The sequence below is a fragment of the Cupriavidus sp. BIC8F genome, assembly GCF_032465815.1.
Classification (GTDB): Bacteria; Pseudomonadota; Gammaproteobacteria; order Burkholderiales; family Burkholderiaceae; genus Cupriavidus; species Cupriavidus necator.
Genome location: NZ_CP136094.1, coordinates 2,268,166 through 2,283,040 on the forward strand (window position 1 = coordinate 2,268,166; position 14,875 = coordinate 2,283,040).

At 66.5% G+C, this 14,875-nt stretch carries 13 protein-coding genes; 5 read left to right on the forward strand and 8 right to left on the reverse strand.

The features are described 5' to 3' along the window. The first annotated feature begins 66 nt into the window (after window positions 1-66). Complete coding sequence (gene dnaE, locus RS901_RS10595) at window positions 67-3,579, forward strand: DNA polymerase III subunit alpha (protein ID WP_316148727.1); 3,513 nt, start codon at window positions 67-69, stop codon at window positions 3,577-3,579. Window positions 3,580-3,598: 19 nt separating this feature from the next. Here dnaE and RS901_RS10600 read toward each other — a convergent pair whose 3' ends face one another. Then, on the reverse strand, window positions 3,599-4,672 hold the full coding sequence (locus RS901_RS10600) for a glycosyltransferase family 4 protein (protein WP_316148728.1): 1,074 nt from the start codon (window positions 4,670-4,672) through the stop codon (window positions 3,599-3,601). A 37-nt stretch (window positions 4,673-4,709) separates the two neighbouring features. Then, on the reverse strand, window positions 4,710-5,489 hold the full coding sequence (locus RS901_RS10605) for a glycosyltransferase family 2 protein (RefSeq protein WP_316148729.1): 780 nt from the start codon (window positions 5,487-5,489) through the stop codon (window positions 4,710-4,712). A gap of 299 nt (window positions 5,490-5,788) precedes the next feature. Between RS901_RS10605 and RS901_RS10610 the strand changes: the two genes are divergently transcribed. Continuing rightward, the gene (locus tag RS901_RS10610) at window positions 5,789-6,562 is read left to right on the forward strand and encodes a glycosyltransferase family 25 protein (protein ID WP_316148730.1); all 774 of its coding nucleotides are present in this window, start codon (window positions 5,789-5,791) and stop codon (window positions 6,560-6,562) included. Window positions 6,563-6,653: 91 nt separating this feature from the next. Next, window positions 6,654-8,384 (forward strand): lipid A export permease/ATP-binding protein MsbA, encoded by a 1,731-nt coding sequence (gene msbA, locus RS901_RS10615; RefSeq protein WP_316153462.1) that lies wholly within the window; start codon window positions 6,654-6,656, stop codon window positions 8,382-8,384. A gap of 58 nt (window positions 8,385-8,442) precedes the next feature. On the opposite strand, the gene waaC is transcribed toward msbA, so the two are convergent. Continuing rightward, window positions 8,443-9,429, reverse strand: coding sequence for a lipopolysaccharide heptosyltransferase I (gene waaC / locus RS901_RS10620; protein ID WP_316148731.1), 987 nt, complete (start codon window positions 9,427-9,429; stop codon window positions 8,443-8,445). Window positions 9,430-9,612: 183 nt separating this feature from the next. On the opposite strand from waaC, the gene RS901_RS10625 reads away from it, so the two are divergent. Further along, complete coding sequence (locus tag RS901_RS10625) at window positions 9,613-10,203, forward strand: peroxidase-related enzyme (protein ID WP_316148732.1); 591 nt, start codon at window positions 9,613-9,615, stop codon at window positions 10,201-10,203. Between the two features lie 12 nt (window positions 10,204-10,215). Here the strand turns inward: RS901_RS10625 and RS901_RS10630 are convergent, their stop codons facing one another. Beyond that, window positions 10,216-10,728, reverse strand: a complete 513-nt coding sequence (locus tag RS901_RS10630; protein WP_316148734.1) for a hypothetical protein — start codon at window positions 10,726-10,728, stop codon at window positions 10,216-10,218. 269 nt (window positions 10,729-10,997) lie between these two features. Between RS901_RS10630 and RS901_RS10635 the strand changes: the two genes are divergently transcribed. After that, on the forward strand, window positions 10,998-11,309 hold the full coding sequence (locus RS901_RS10635; protein ID WP_114132285.1) for a hypothetical protein: 312 nt from the start codon (window positions 10,998-11,000) through the stop codon (window positions 11,307-11,309). 58 nt (window positions 11,310-11,367) lie between these two features. Here RS901_RS10635 and rng read toward each other — a convergent pair whose 3' ends face one another. The 4 genes from rng to rsfS form a co-directional block, all read right to left on the reverse strand. Continuing rightward, entirely contained in the window at window positions 11,368-12,834 is a 1,467-nt protein-coding gene (rng, locus tag RS901_RS10640) for a ribonuclease G (protein WP_013955894.1), read from the reverse strand. 86 nt (window positions 12,835-12,920) lie between these two features. Further along, window positions 12,921-13,535 (reverse strand): Maf family protein, encoded by a 615-nt coding sequence (locus RS901_RS10645; protein WP_316148735.1) that lies wholly within the window; start codon window positions 13,533-13,535, stop codon window positions 12,921-12,923. Window positions 13,536-13,568: 33 nt separating this feature from the next. Next, window positions 13,569-14,048, reverse strand: coding sequence for a 23S rRNA (pseudouridine(1915)-N(3))-methyltransferase RlmH (gene rlmH / locus RS901_RS10650; protein WP_011614787.1), 480 nt, complete (start codon window positions 14,046-14,048; stop codon window positions 13,569-13,571). 53 nt (window positions 14,049-14,101) lie between these two features. After that, entirely contained in the window at window positions 14,102-14,854 is a 753-nt protein-coding gene (gene rsfS, locus RS901_RS10655; RefSeq protein WP_316148737.1) for a ribosome silencing factor, read from the reverse strand. Window positions 14,855-14,875: the final 21 nt, after the last annotated feature.

A 14,875-nucleotide genomic window follows, 5' to 3' on the forward strand; every position in this document is an offset into this window, starting at 1 on the left:
CGCGCCAGGCCGCCTGCACGCAATATCGGAGGCATGCCAGCGGGCTGAGCCGGTACAATGTCGCCCATGTCCGCACCCCGCTTCGTACACCTCCGCCTGCATTCCGAATATTCCGTCGTGGACGGCATCGTCCGCCTGGAAGACGCCGTCAAGGCCGCCGCCGCCGATGGCATGGGCGCGCTCGCCCTGACAGATCTTGCCAACGCCTTCGGGCTGATCCGTTACTACAAGGAGGCGCGCGGCGGCGGTGTGAAGCCGGTGGTCGGTGCCGACGTCTGGCTCACCAACGCCGAGGACCGCGACAAGCCGTCGCGCCTGCTGCTGCTGGTGCAGGATCGCCGCGGCTACCTGAACCTGTGCATGCTGCTGTCGCGCGCGTGGCTGGGCAACCAGCACCGCGGCCGCGCTGAGATCGATCCGGCCTGGTTCCTGGAACCCGGCGAAGACGACCTGCCGCTGGCGACCGGCCTGATCGCCCTGTCGGGCGCAATGGGTGGCGATATCGGCATGGCGCTGGCCAACGGCAATGCCGACGGTGCGCGCCGCGCGGCACAGCATTGGTCCACGGTATTCGCGCAGCGCTTCTACATTGAACTGCAGCGCGCCGGCAATGCCGGCACCGATGCCTACGTGCAGCAGGCCGTGCAGCTGGCGGCGGAACTGCAACTGCCGGTGGTGGCCACGCATCCGGTGCAGTTCATGACGCCGGACGACTACACCGCGCACGAGGCGCGCGTGTGCATCGCCGAGGGCGAGCTGCTGGCCAATCCGCGCCGCACCCGGCGCTTTACCACTGACCAGTACTTCAAGACCCAGGACGAGATGTGCGCGTTGTTCGCGGACATCCCCTCGGCGCTGGAGAACGCGGTCGAGATCGCGCGCCGCTGCAACCTGACGCTGGAGCTGGGCAAGCCGCGCCTGCCGCTGTTCCCGACCCCCGACGGCATGTCGCTGGACGATTACCTCGTCTACATGGCCAAGGACGGCCTGGAGAAGCGCCTGGCGGTGCTGTTCCCCGACGAGGCGGTGCGCGAATCGAAGCGCCCGGAATACTACGCACGGCTGGAGTTCGAGACCGGCACCATCATCAAGATGGGCTTCCCCGGCTACTTCCTGATCGTGGCGGACTTTATCAACTGGGCCAAGAACAATGGCGTGCCGGTGGGGCCGGGCCGCGGTTCGGGCGCCGGTTCGCTGGTGGCGTATGCGCTCGGCATTACCGACCTGGATCCGCTCAAGTACGCACTGCTGTTCGAGCGGTTCCTGAACCCGGAACGGGTCTCGATGCCCGACTTCGACATCGACTTCTGCCAGCACGGCCGCGATCGCGTGATCACGTACGTGAAGGAGAAGTACGGCAAGGACGCGGTATCGCAGATCGCCACCTTCGGCACCATGGCGGCCAAGGCCGCGGTGCGCGACGTGGGTCGCGTGCTTGACCTCGGCTACGGCTTTGTCGATGGCATCGCCAAGCTGATCCCGTTCAAGCCGGGCAAGCTGGTCACCATCGAGGAGGCCAAGAAGGAAGAGCCGCTGCTGACCGAGCGCGAGAACAACGAGGAAGAAGTGCGCCAGCTGCTGGAGCTGGCACAGCGCGTCGAAGGCATGACCCGCAACGTCGGCATGCACGCCGGCGGCGTGCTGATCGCGCCCGGCAGGCTGACCGACTTCTGTCCGCTGTACACGCAGGGCGCGCAGAACGACGGCATGAGCGGTGTGGTCAGCCAGTACGACAAGGACGACGTCGAGGCCGCCGGCCTGGTCAAGTTCGACTTTCTGGGCCTGACCACGCTGACCATCCTGGACTGGGCCGAGCGCTATATCCGCCGCCTGGACCCGAGCAAGGCCGACTGGAACTGCAGCCATATCCCGCTCGACGACAGTCCCGCCTTCGATATCCTCAAGACGGCCAACACGGTCGCCGTGTTCCAGCTGGAAAGCCGCGGCATGCAGGGCATGCTGAAGGACGCCAAGCCTGACCGCTTCGAGGACATCATCGCGCTGGTGGCACTGTACCGCCCGGGCCCGATGGACCTGATTCCCAGCTTCTGCGCGCGCAAGCACGGCCGCGAGAAGGTGGAGTATCCCGATCCGCGCGTCGAGCCCGTCCTGAAAGAGACCTACGGCATCATGGTCTACCAGGAGCAGGTGATGCAGATGGCGCAGATCATCGGCGGCTACTCGCTTGGCGGCGCCGACCTGCTGCGCCGCGCCATGGGCAAGAAGAAGCCCGAGGAAATGGCCCAGCATCGCGTGATGTTCCGCGAGGGCGCCGACAAGAATGGTCTCTCCGCGCAGCAGGCCGACGACATCTTCGACCTGATGGAGAAGTTCGCGGGCTACGGCTTCAACAAGTCGCACGCGGCCGCGTACGCGCTGCTGGCGTACTACACCGCCTGGCTCAAGGCCCACCATCCGGCCGAATTCATGGCAGCCAACATGTCGCTGGCCATGGATGATACCGACAAGGTCAAGATCCTCTACGAGGACTGCAAGCTCAACAAGCTCGCGGTGCTGCCGCCCGACGTCAACGCCAGCGAATACCGCTTCGCGCCGACCGACTCCAAGACCATTCGCTATGGCCTGGGCGGCATCAAGGGCAGCGGCCAGGGCGCCATTGAAGACATCCTGCGCGCGCGCGAAGAGCGCCCGTTCACCGATCTGTTCGATTTCTGCGAGCGCGTCGACCGCCGCCAGGTCAACCGCCGCACCATGGAGGCCCTGATCCGTGCCGGCGCCTTCGACAGCCTGAACGACAACCGCGCCCAGTTGCTGGCATCGGTGCCGATCGCGATGGAGGCCGCCGAGCAGAAGGCCGAGTCCGCCAACCAGGTGTCGCTGTTCGACCTGATGGGCGATGCCGGCGAAGCGCACCGCCCCGAGCTGCTCGATGAGCCGCGCTGGAGCGCCAAGCGCACGCTGCAGGAAGAGAAGCAGGCGCTTGGCTACTACTTCTCAGGCCATCTGTTCGATGCCTATCGCGACGAGGTGCGCCGCTTCAACAAGGGCACGCTGGCTGCGCTGGAAAAGGAAGTGCAGGGCAACGGCGGCGGCTTCGGCCGCGACGTGCGCGGCAAGACCATCGCCGGCGTGATCTCCGGCGTCCGCACGCAGATGACCCAGCGCGGCAAGATGCTGATCGTGACGCTCGACGACGGCACCGGGCTGGTCGAGATGACGGTGTTCAACGAGCTGTTCGACGCCAACCGGCACATGTTCCGCGAGGACGAGCTGCTGATCGCCACGGGGAATGCGCGGCACGATACGTTTACCGGTGGGGTGAGGTTTACGGCCGAGTCGGTGATGGACCTGGTGGCCGCGCGCCTCAAGTTCGCAAGCGCCGTGCGGCTGGCGATGAATGGCAATTCCTCGACCGGGATGCTGCGCGAACTGCTGATGCCGCACCTGGCCCGCGCCAGCGGTGGGCAGGGTTTGCCGGTGCGCATCCACTACCAGTCTGCGGCGGCTTCGTGCGAGACCATGCTCGGAGCGGACTGGAAGGTGGTGCCCTCCGACGAGGCGTTGACCGCGTTGCGGCTGGCACTGTCGCCGGACAGCGTCAGCACCCTCTACGAATAAGCCGACGGCAGCGGCGGTCTTAGGCCGCCTGCCGGGCGGCACGCGCGCTGGCCGCCAGCGTTAGCAGCGCGTCGACGTGGGCCTCGATGCCCGGATCGTAGTTGAGCATCGCCATCGGATCCGCCAGCCGGCCCTGGCCGCTGTGTGCCGCGTCGACCGCGGCGCGAATCGCGCGGTCGAGCGTCTCGGCGTGATCGCGTGCGAAGGCATGCACCGCCTGCGGCCGGATTACCTCCAGGCAGGCAATATTGTCGGCAAAGACCAGCGGCGTGCCGCACAGCACCGATTCCACGCCGACCAGTCCGAACGGTTCATAGCCCGAAGCCAGGATGGTGAAGTCCGCGGCGCGGTAGAGCGCGTCGATGCGGCTGCTGTAGCCCAGTTCCCGTACCCGCGGGATGGTGCGCCCGACTGGACGGCCGGCCACGGCAAGCTTGATCGGCAGGTCCGATTTAGAGAAATAGTCGGCAAGCACGTCGAAACCCTTGCGGGCATGGCCCGAAGACGGGAACAGGAACACGACCTCATCGTCACCGAAACCGAACTCACGGCGCAACGCGGCGCGCGCGTCGGCGTCGACCGGCGTGAAGCGCTGCGTGTCGACCGGCGGGTAGATCAGTTCCACGCGGTCCGGCGGCATCCCGTACAGCTCGATCACCTCGCGGCGCATCAGCGCCGAATGTGCCACCACGCGATGCGCGCCAGCATACTGCGCACTCTCCAGGTCGATCTGCCACTGGTCGGAGCGGCGCGCTGCCGTGCCGCGCGCGCCGAGATAGCCGCGGTGGGTGCCACCGCAAATGGCGATGTCCGAGCCGCGCACGCGGTTGCAGCCGATCAGGACTTCATCCGCTGGCAGGCGCGCTTGCAGGCGCCACGAGAAATAGCGGTCGCGCAGCTTGCCGGGCAGCCACGAGACCAGGATGCGATGCGGCGTGACGCCGGCCGCCTGCGCCACGCCGGCGTCGAAGCGGCGCGCGTAGACCGACACCTCGGTGCCGGCGCGGCCTGCCATTGCCCGGCTGATGTCGAGCGCATAGCGTTCCAGGCCGCCGCCAGCGCCGAAGCGATTGCAGGAGATGCCAACTTTCATCGATGCATGGAATAAAGGGGAGGGGCGGCCGGCCGCCTCAACGGGTGACCTCAGGTGCGGCTGCCTTGAGATCGGCGCCGGCCTGCAACTGCGCCAGCTTGGCGTACTTGTAGTAGCTTGCCTGCGCATTCATCAGCGCCACGCCGAAGCCTGCGCTGCCGTCCAGGAAGCCGCGCTTGAGCAGGTAGGTCCGGATGAAGGCCCACAGGCCGTGGCCCGCGGCGGACGCCACCGAACTACGCTTGCCCCGCGCGTAGGCCTGCTGCGCGCCTGCGCTGGAGTAGCTGTCGATCTTGCGCAGCACGTCTGACAGTGTGCGGTAGCTGTAATGGATCAGCGGCTCGCGCAGATGGGTGACCGGGTCGTCCACCTTCAGGTGTTCGTGGACCAGGTCATCCGTGAAGCGGCCGCGGCCCTTGCGGAAGACGCGGGTCACATAGTCCGGATACCAGCCTGCGTGGCGCACGAAGGTGCCGCAGAACGCTGACAGGCGCGGCAGCGCAAGCGCGTGGGCGTCGGCCCGCTTCAGGTGGCCCAGGATCTCGTCGCGCAGGGCGGGCGTGACACGTTCATCGGCATCGAGACTCAGGATCCAGTCGCCCGTGGCGGCGTCTACCGCGCGGTTCTTCTGCGGGCCGAACCCAGGCCAGTCGTCGGTCTGGATGACAGTGGCGCCGGCGGCACGCGCAATCGCCACCGTGTCATCCGTGCTGGCCCAATCCACTATAATCGCCTCTTTGCACCAGGACACGCTTTCGAGGCATGGCCCGATATTGTGAGCTTCATTCCTGGTAATGATGACGGCCGAGACTCTCATGGAACATAGGGGAGGCACGCAGGTCGGACAAGACCGACGGGCCGCCGGAGTCGCCCACGGCGCCAGGCGCTGGATCGAGACCGCGTATTCTACCGCACTGGCGCATGGCGCCCTTCGCGCACCCTGATGCCATCGAGTCGGCTCGCGGGCCGTTTCCTGATTCTCAAATTGATGATACGAGCACAATTGTCCCGTTCTGCCGGGATGGAAGAAGTCTTCCTTCTGCCTGCGCGTGCAGCATTGGTCTCTCTCTTGCCGGCTGCAATCCGGGCAAGACCGGACGCACAGGCGCTGGCCGCATGATCGGCGCCTACGTCATCAATCTCGACACCGCGCGGGAGCGCCGGGAGCGCATTTCCGGCCAGCTGGCGGGCCTTGGTATCCCGTTCCAGGTGTTCCGGGCCGTGGATGGCCGCGTGCTGGCGGAGGAGGAAGTGGCCAGCAAGTACGATGCCGCCGCCGCCGCCGCGTGTTACCGCCCCATGAGCCGGGGCGAGGTGGGGTGCGGGTTGAGCCACCTCGGCGTGTACCGCAAGATGCTGGACGACGGCGCCGCCTTCGCGCTGGTGCTGGAAGACGATGCATCGCTCGGCCCCGACCTCGCAAGCGTGCTGGCCGACCTCGAGTCACGCCTGGATCCGGACCGGGCCGAGGTGGTGCTGCTGTCCCATGTCGACAAGTACACCCGCTGGGGGGCCCGCAGGCTTGGCGGCGAGCGACGCCTGGTCAGGCGCTATGGCGAATGGTGGCTCGCGCACGGCTACGTGGTGACGCGCGCCGCAGCGCAGCGGCTGCTGGCCGGCCTGCAGCCGCTGTGGTGCGCGGCCGACTACTGGTCGGCCTTTGAGAAACAGGGCCTGGTGTCGCTCAGTGCCGTGGTGCCGTATTGCATCGGCCTGACCGAGCTGGCCGCGACCTCGTCGCTTGAAACGCATCGCGCCGACCTGGACGCCGCCGACAAGGCTCGCCGCAGCATCGGCTATTATCTGCGCCGCTACGTCTATCAGCGCTTCCTGTTCCAGCTCATCGTCAGGCCCTTCCTTCGGGTAGCCCGGCAGAAGCGGCCGGGCTAGCGCCGGGCCGGCACGCCGCCTCCACACACAAGAAATATCAGTGACCACATCCAAACCGCCCATTTCGCCAGGTGCCGCCGTGCCGTCCAGCATGGCCAGCCGGCTCTGGTCTTACCTGCGCCCCGAGCTACGCATCTTCATCGGCGCCATCCTTGCCATGGCCGTGGTCGCGGGCAGCGAAGGGGTGATCCCCAAGGTTGTCAATGACCTGCTCGACAAGGGCTTCGGCGGCGACTACGCCGGCACGCTGTGGCATGTCCCCGCGATCCTGACCGGCGTGGCCCTGATCCGCGGCGTGGCGCAGTTTGCCTCGGGCTACCTGCTGAACCTGATCTCGAACCGCGTGCTGCTGAAGATGCGCCTGCAGATGTTCGAGCGCCTGCTGCAGGCGCCGGCGTCGTTCTTCCACCGCAACACGGCGGCTTCGCTGATCAATGCCGTGATCTTCGAGGTCAACCAGGTGCTGCAGATCCTGACCAGCGTCTTTATCACGCTGGTGCGGGACTCACTGACGGTTGTCGCGCTGCTGATCTACCTGTTCTATACCAACTGGCGCCTGACGCTGATCGTGGCGGTGATCCTGCCGGTGATTGGCTACCTGATGTCGAAGATCAACCGCCGGCTGCGCAAGCTCAACCGCGATCACCAGGCCTTTACCAACAACGCTGCCTATGTCGTGGAAGAGGCCGTGGGCGGCTACAAGGTGGTCAAGCTGCACGGCGGCGAAGCCTACGAGATGGGCCGCTTCCGCACCGTGGCCGAGCGGCTCAAGAACTACTCGATGCGCATGGCGGTCGCCGGCGGGCTGAACCAGCCGGTCACGGCCTTCCTGGCCGCGCTGGCGCTGTCGGTGATCATCACCATTGCGATGGTGCAGGCGCAGGCCAACCAGACCACGGTGGGCGGTTTTACCGGCTTTGTGATGGCGATGCTGCTGCTGATCTCGCCGCTCAAGCACCTGACCGACATCAACCAGCCGCTGACGCGCGGCATCACCGCAGCCGAGATGATCTTCCGGCTGATCGATGAACCGATCGAGCCGCAGGACGGCGGCAAGATGCTGGGTCGTGCCCGTGGCGAGCTGGCCTTCGAGCAAGTCGGCTTCCGCTACGGTGAGGCATCGCGCGCCGCGCTGGAGGGCATTGACCTGCGCGTCAGTCCGGGCGAGGTGGTGGCGCTGGTGGGCCCGTCGGGCAGCGGCAAGACCACGCTGGTCAACCTGGTGCCGCGCTTCTTCGACCCCACTGCCGGGCGCATTCTGCTGGATAGCACGCCGCTGACCGAGTTGTCGCTGAAGGACCTGCGCAACCAGATTGCCTTCGTCAGCCAGGACGTGGTGCTGTTCAACGACACCGTCGCCGCCAATGTGGCATATGGCGCGCAATCCGACAGCGAGATCGACATGGCCCGCGTTGAGCGCGCGCTGGCGGCCGCCTACCTGACGGAAACCGTCAAGGGGCTGCCGGAGGGCCTGAACACCAATATCGGCGACAACGGCATGAAGCTGTCCGGTGGCCAGCGCCAGCGGCTGGCGATTGCCCGGGCGCTGTACAAGGACGCACCGATCCTGATCCTGGACGAAGCCACTTCGGCACTGGATTCGGAGTCGGAGCGCCAAGTGCAGGCGGCGCTGGAGGAACTGATGAGGGGCCGGACCACGCTGGTGATTGCGCACCGCTTGTCCACCATCGAGAACGCCGACCGCATCGCCGTGCTGGACCACGGCCGCGTGGCGGAGCAGGGCACGCACGCGCAGCTGCTGGCGGCCAACGGCCTGTACGCCGGGCTGCACCGGATCCAGTTCGCGACGCAGCAAGGTTAACGGACGTACCAATGACAAAGGCCGGCGCTTGCGCCGGCCTTTGTCGTTTCCTGCGTGCTCAGTTTGGCGAGGTGACGGGCGGCTGCACGCCCAGTACTTCATCGATGGCAGCCAGCACCTGATCCCGCCGCGGCACCACGCCGCCACCGCCCAGCGAGACCGCGCGGCCCGGCGCATCGACGCCGTACAGGTGGCGCGACGTGGTCGTGAACAGGATCACGGTCGGGCGGCGCAGCGCATCGGCGATATGCACGAAGCCGGTGTCCATGCCAACCACCAGCGATGCCTTACCTACCATCTGCGCCACGCCGGTGATGCTCAGGCGCGGCATCACTTCGGCGTTGGGCACGCTGGCGGCGATGGTCTCGGCTTCCTTGCGCTCCGCGTCGTTGCCCCAGGGCACCAGCACGCGCAGCCCGCGCGCCGAGATCGCGCTGCCCACGCTGATCCAGTCGGCGGCCGGCCACTTCTTTTCTTCGCTCGAGGTGGCATGGAACAGCATCGCGTACGGGCCCTTGGCGGCCGCCGCCGGCGTGTCTGCGGGCATCTCCAGGCCGTAGTCCATTTCCCTGGTCAGCGCATAGCCCAAGGCGCGGCTGACGGCGCGGCGCATCCGCTGCCGCGCGCAATCTTCCTCGACAAATGGCTGGAACACATGGTTGTAGGCGAAGCGAGCGCCGCTCTCGCCCAACTCTTCCACGGGGTAGCCATAACGATTGCGCGTGCGTGCCAGGAATGTCACGATGGCGCTCTTGTAGACGCCGTGGACGTCCAGCACCGCATCGTACTTTTCGCGGCGCAGTTCACGCAGCGCACTGAAGATCGCACGCAGGCCAGCCCAATTGCGCGATTTCTTGAAGCCGCGCAGCGGCGCGGAAATCACGCGCTCGATATTCGGATTCCAGCGCGGCACGTCGGCGCAATATGAGTCGGCAATCCAGTCGATCTTGACGCCGGGAAAGGCCCGCTGCAGGTCTGCGACCAGCGGCTGGGTGAACACCATGTCGCCGAGGGAGGTCAGCTTGACGATGAGAATACGTTTCATCGGGAACAGTAGGGCGGGCAATGGGCGCTCACCTGGTTCGGAAGGTGCGTAGTATGCCTTATCCAGCGGACATGTGTCCGTGCGATGCATGGGCGACATGGCCCCCGCCACGACCGCGCCGATCCGTTAGTATCTGCATCAGAAGCCTCACGATCGATGACGCCTATCCAACCGGAGACCACCATGTCCGACACGGCATTCCCCATCAGCCGCTACCCCATTCCCGCGCTGACCGACCTTCCCGACGACATCCGCGCCCGCATCCTGGAAGTCCAGGAAAAAGCCGGCTTCGTCCCCAACGTCTTCCTGGCGCTGGCGCACCGTCCCGACGAGTTCCGCGCGTTCTTCGCCTACCACGACGCGCTGATGCTCAAGGAGGGCGGCCTGACCAAGGGCGAGCGCGAGATGATCGTGGTGGCGACTTCCGGTGCCAACCAGTGCCTGTACTGCGTGGTGGCGCATGGCGCGATCCTGCGCATCTATGAGAAGAAGCCGCTGGTGGCGGACCAGGTCGCGGTGAACTACCTGAAGGCGGATATTCCGCCGCGCCAGCGCGCGATGCTCGACTTTGCGATGAAGGTGTGCGACGCGTCGCATGAAGTGGGCGATGCCGACTTTGCTGCGCTGCGCGAGCACGGTTTTTCCGAGGAGGATGCCTGGGATATTGCCGCCATCACGGCGTTCTTCGGTCTGTCGAACCGGATGGCGAACACGATCAGCATGCGCCCGAACGACGAGTTCTACCTGATGGGCCGGGTGCCGAAAGCGAAGTAACGCCGCAGGGGCTCAGCGTATCTCGGCACAGGCACCGCTCTTGGGGTCGAACAGCACCGGCCACGCCTGCTCGTAGATGCCGGGCGTGCAGTGCTTCTCGCAGCGGTTATGGGCCAGCGTCACGCGGCGCGGGTCCTGCCACACCAGCAGCTTGCACTGGCTGCCGTCGATGGCCTGAAGTTCGATGTGCGGGGTCTCGCGGACCTGGCGGAACTCTGCCAAGTTGAATTCGCAACTGCCGCGCCGCGATACCCATAGCTTCCACTTGAGCGCACGCACCTCGTTGGCCTTGACGTCCATCAGCGCGTCTTCGCGGAAGCCGTCTTCCTCGGTGCGCTTGCAGGCGGCGGCAATGTTGATCGTCTTGTTCGCGATCGGGGTGGCGCGTTCCTTGGGCGCGGCGGCGACCCCTTCGCCCTTCGCCTCGGGCGGCGGTAGGGGGGCGCGCTTGGCGATCGGCAATGGCGCGCACGCCACCGACAACAGGAGGGCCAGCAGACAGGCCCCATGGTTCGTGGCGTTCATGCCAGACTCCTTGCTTGCCGACCGGGCCGCGCCTCGGGTCGGGGCGGCAAGCCGGGTGCCGCATCCGTGCGGATGCCGCTGACTACGTTGGCTTAGTTATAGCGGATGGCAATCGGAATTGGAGTAGGACCATCCCCGAGTCCGTAAGGAGGCGGACGCAAGCGGACAGGCGCAGGCGCTGCAACGTGGTTACGTTCGTAAACAGCTTGATACACAGATGCGGGGTTCGGCGTGCTAGCCTTCCGCAACCATCGCTCGCCGCCCCCCAAATGAAGCCCCGCGCCCTTGTTGCCCTCGTTGTATTGCCCGTGCTCCTTGGCACCATCTCCGCCGCCGCCCATGCCGACGACCGGGATGACGATGACGATCACCACTACGCGCGCCGGTACAAGGGCGGCGACTACAAGGAAGAATTCTGGGTCGGCAACTGCAAGATCAAGCGCAAGTGGAAAGACAACGGCGAGTACAAGGAAGAGCGCAAGTGCAAGGACCGGCCGGTCGTGTACCAGCCGCCGCCGGCTGTGTACTACCAGCCCGAACCCGCCTTCGTGGTGAGTCCGCAAGTCGTGATCCGGCCCTAGGCCAGAATGCAGAAAGGCCCGCCAGTGAGCGGGCCTTTCCATGCCTGCGCCGGCATCTTCACATCAGGATGATGTCGTATTGCTCCTGGTGGAACGTCGATTCCACCTGCAGCGAAATCGGCTTGCCGATAAAGTCGCCAAGCATCGCCAGATGCTGGCTTTCTTCTTCCAGGAACAGGTCGATCACTTCCTGCGAGGCCAGGATGCGGAATTCGCGCGGGTTGAACTGGCGCGATTCACGCATGATCTCGCGCAGGATGTCGTAGCAGGCCGTACGCGGTGTCTTGACCTGGCCCTTGCCCTGGCAGACCGGGCATTGTTCGCACAGCACATGCGCCAGCGACTCGCGCGTGCGCTTGCGCGTCATCTCGACCAGGCCCAGTTGCGAGAAGCTGTTGACCGTGATGCGGGTGCGGTCGCGTGCGAGCGCTCGCTTCAGCTCGGACAGCACCGCGTCGCGGTGCTCGGCGTTCTCCATATCGATGAAGTCGATGATGATGATGCCGCCGAGGTTGCGCAGGCGCAGCTGCCGCGCGATGGTGTGGGCCGCCTCCAGGTTGGTCTTGAAGATGGTGTCGTCGAAGTTGCGCGCGCCCACGTAGCCGCCGGTATTGACGTCGATGGTCGTCATCGCCTCGGTCTGGTCGATCATCAGGTAGCCGCCCGACTTCAGGTCCACCCGGCGCGACAGCGCCTTCTCGATCTCGGCGTCGATATTGAACAGGTCGAAGATCGGACGCTCGCCGGTGTAGTGCGACAGCCGCGGCAGCACCGCCGGGGTGTATTCCTTGGCGAACTCCAGCAGCATCTGGTAGTTCTCGCGCGAGTCGATCTGGATCACGCCGGTGGCGTCGTTGATAAAGTCGCGCAGCACGCGCTGGGCCAGGTTCAGGTCCTGGTAGAGCAGGCTGGGCGCGGGCAGGGTGGTGGCGTTCTGGCGGATCGTGCCCCAGATCTTGCGCAGGTAGGCAATATCGTTGCCGAGTTCCTCGTCGGTCGCTTCCTCGGCGATGGTGCGCACGATAAAGCCGCCGCGCTCGTCGGCGGGCACCAGGCCCTGCACGCGGCTGCGCAGCGCCTCGCGGTCCACTTCGCCCTCGATGCGCTGCGAGATGCCGATATGCGGATCCTGCGGCAGGTACACCAGGGTGCGCCCGGCGATGCTCACCTGGGTGGACAGCCGCGCGCCCTTGGTGCCGATCGGGTCCTTGATTACCTGCACCATCAGCGCCTGGCCTTCGAACAGGGTCTTCTCGATGGCCAGTTGCGGCGTGGAATTGTTGCGGTCGGCGTCGCGTGGATGCCAGATGTCGGCCACGTGCAGGAAGGCGGCGCGCTCCAGGCCGATGTCGATAAAGGCCGATTGCATGCCGGGCAGCACGCGCACCACCTTGCCCAGGTAGATATTGCCGACCAGCCCGCGCGTCAGCGTGCGTTCGACATGCAGTTCCTGCACGGCGGCCTGCTGCACGATGGCGACGCGGGTCTCTTGGGGCGTGATGTTGACGAGGATGTCTTCAGTCATAGCGGGTGAAACGCGTCGCCGGTGGTCCGGCTGTATAGGGTGGCCCGGCGCGGGGCCGGGTCTTGTCTGGGTACGGAGACCGCGGCTCAGAACTGCAGATGGGCCTGGCGAAGTAACGCCGCCGTCTCAAACAAGGGCAAGCCCATGATACCTGAATAGCTGCCCGCGATCCGCTCCACGAACTCCGCCGCCCGGCCCTGGATGCCGTAGGCACCGGCCTTGCCGAGCGGCTCGCCGCTGGCGACATAGCGCTCGATCTCGGCGGGCTGCATCGGGCGGAAGGTGACTTCGGAGATCGACAGCGCATGCCGCATGCCCGTGGTCGACACGATCGTCACGGCGGTCAGGACGCGGTGGGTGCTGCCCGAGAGCGCGCCCAGCATGGCCGCGGCATCGGCGCCGTCGGCGGGTTTGCCCAGGATGTGGCCGCCCAGGCAGACCGTGGTGTCGGAGGTCAGCACCGGCGCATCGGGCAGCGCGCGGCGTTCGCGGCGGCGCAGCGCGGCTTCGGCCTTCAGCGCGCAGACGCGCTGGACGTAGTCGTCGGGGGTCTCGCCGGGCTGGACGGCCTCGAGCGCTTCGGCATCCTCGTCGTCATCGGCCAGCAGCAGTTCGTAGCGCACGCCGAGCTGGGTCAGCAGCTCGCGGCGGCGCGGGCTCTGCGAGGCGAGGTAAAGATAGTCGTGCAGGGTGTCGGGCATCGCGGCGGAGGGGCCTTCCGGCGACAGCCGGGATCAGGCCCGATGATAGGGGTGGTTCTGCGTGACGGACCAGGCGCGATACAGCTGCTCGGCCAGCAGCACGCGCACCATGCCGTGCGGCAGGGTCAGGCTGGACAGCCGGATCAGGGTGCTGGCGCGGGCTTTCAGGGCCGGGTCGAGCCCGTCGGCGCCGCCGATCAGGAAGGCCACGTCGCCGCCCTCGCGCTGCCAGTCGGTCAGCTGCGCGGCCAGTTGCACGGTGGTGAAGTCGCGCCCGCGCTCATCCAGCGCGACGATGCGGCACTGCTTCGACAGCGAGCCCAGCACCGCCTCGATGCGCGCGGCTTCGCGCTGCATCACGGTGGCGGCGTTGTTGCTGGACGAGCGGGTTTCAGGCTTGACCTCGCGCAGTTCTATGCGCAGCTCGGGCGGCATGCGCTTGGCGTACTCGCTGAAGCCGGTTTCGATCCAGCCGGGCATCTTGTGGCCGACGGCCACGATCACCAGTTGCATGGGGCAGAGGATGGGTCATGCTGCGCGGCCGCCGGGCGGCCGCGCGCCGGGGCTCAGGCCGAGCGGGTGGTGCGCTTGCGCGCGGCCGGCTTGGCTGCTGCGGTCTTGCTGGCTGCGGTCTTGCTGGCAGCGGTCTTGCTCGGGGCCTTCTTGACCGCGGTCTTGGTCGCGGTCTTGCGCGCGGTGGTGCCGGCAGCGGTCTTGCGCGGCGCGGCGGCGCGGGTGCCAGCAGTCTTGGTGGCTGCCGTCTTGGTGGCGGTCTTGCGGGCCGGCTTGCGGATGGTGGCGATGGCGTCGGCGTCGGTGTCCTCATGGCCCATCGGCGGCGACGGCTCCTTCATGCCTTCGGGCAGGCGGGCCAGCGCGGGGCGCAGGTTGCTGGCACGGCGCACGGTGCGCACCGGAGCTTCGTCCTCGTCCTCGTCCATCGGCTCGCTGGCCTTGGCCAGGCTGCGGCCGGCGGTGGCCAGCTTCATGCGCACCGGCTTGTCGCCCCAGATCTCTTCCAGGTTGTAGTACAGGCGCAACTGCGGCTGCAGGATGTGGACCACGGCGTCGCCGCAGTCGACCAGCACCCATTCGCCGGTTTCCAGGCCCTCGACCGCCACGATATGGCCGCCGGCTCCCTTCACCGTATCCCGCACCGACGCTGCCAGCGCCTTGGTCTGGCGGTTGGATGTCCCGCTGGCAATCACCACCCGGTCGAACAGTTCGGTCAGGTGGCTGGTGTCGTACACCTTGATGTCCTGCGCTTTGACATCCTCGAGGCCGTCGACGATGGCGCGTTGCAGTTTACGAATATCCATGGTGTCTTCTTGTTCAGCTGA